Genomic DNA, 312 nt, shown 5'->3' on the forward strand with positions numbered 1-312 from the left:
GCAGTGGTTTTAGAACTAGATTATTTAATTCCTGCAGCTAAATCTTCATCTTCTGATATCTTAGGAAAACCAGCTGGTACTTATACCCAAACGGTAACTTATACTGCTACCGCACTATAATACGAACAAACTTTATATAAGAAAATTAGGGATCTCCTTGGCTGCAGTTGCTGCAATCTTGGGGATCCTTTTTTAAATAAGCAAAAAGCTTAAATCATTTCCCTTGTAGTTATTTAACTACACACACTTACAGTTTCAACTACAAACTAAACTTGCAATGCGTTTTATATTTGCAGTGTCAAAACAAAGTAA

Annotated in this window: 1 pseudogene; it reads left to right on the forward strand. The window is 34.0% G+C overall.

The features are described 5' to 3' along the window. Positions 1-120 (forward strand): annotated as a pseudogene (locus K8089_RS16465) (peptidoglycan-binding protein LysM); the annotation flags it as partial. Between the last annotated feature and the right edge of the window lie 192 nt (positions 121-312).

The organism is Aequorivita vitellina (genome assembly GCF_022008365.1).
Taxonomy (GTDB): Bacteria; Bacteroidota; Bacteroidia; order Flavobacteriales; family Flavobacteriaceae; genus Aequorivita; species Aequorivita vitellina.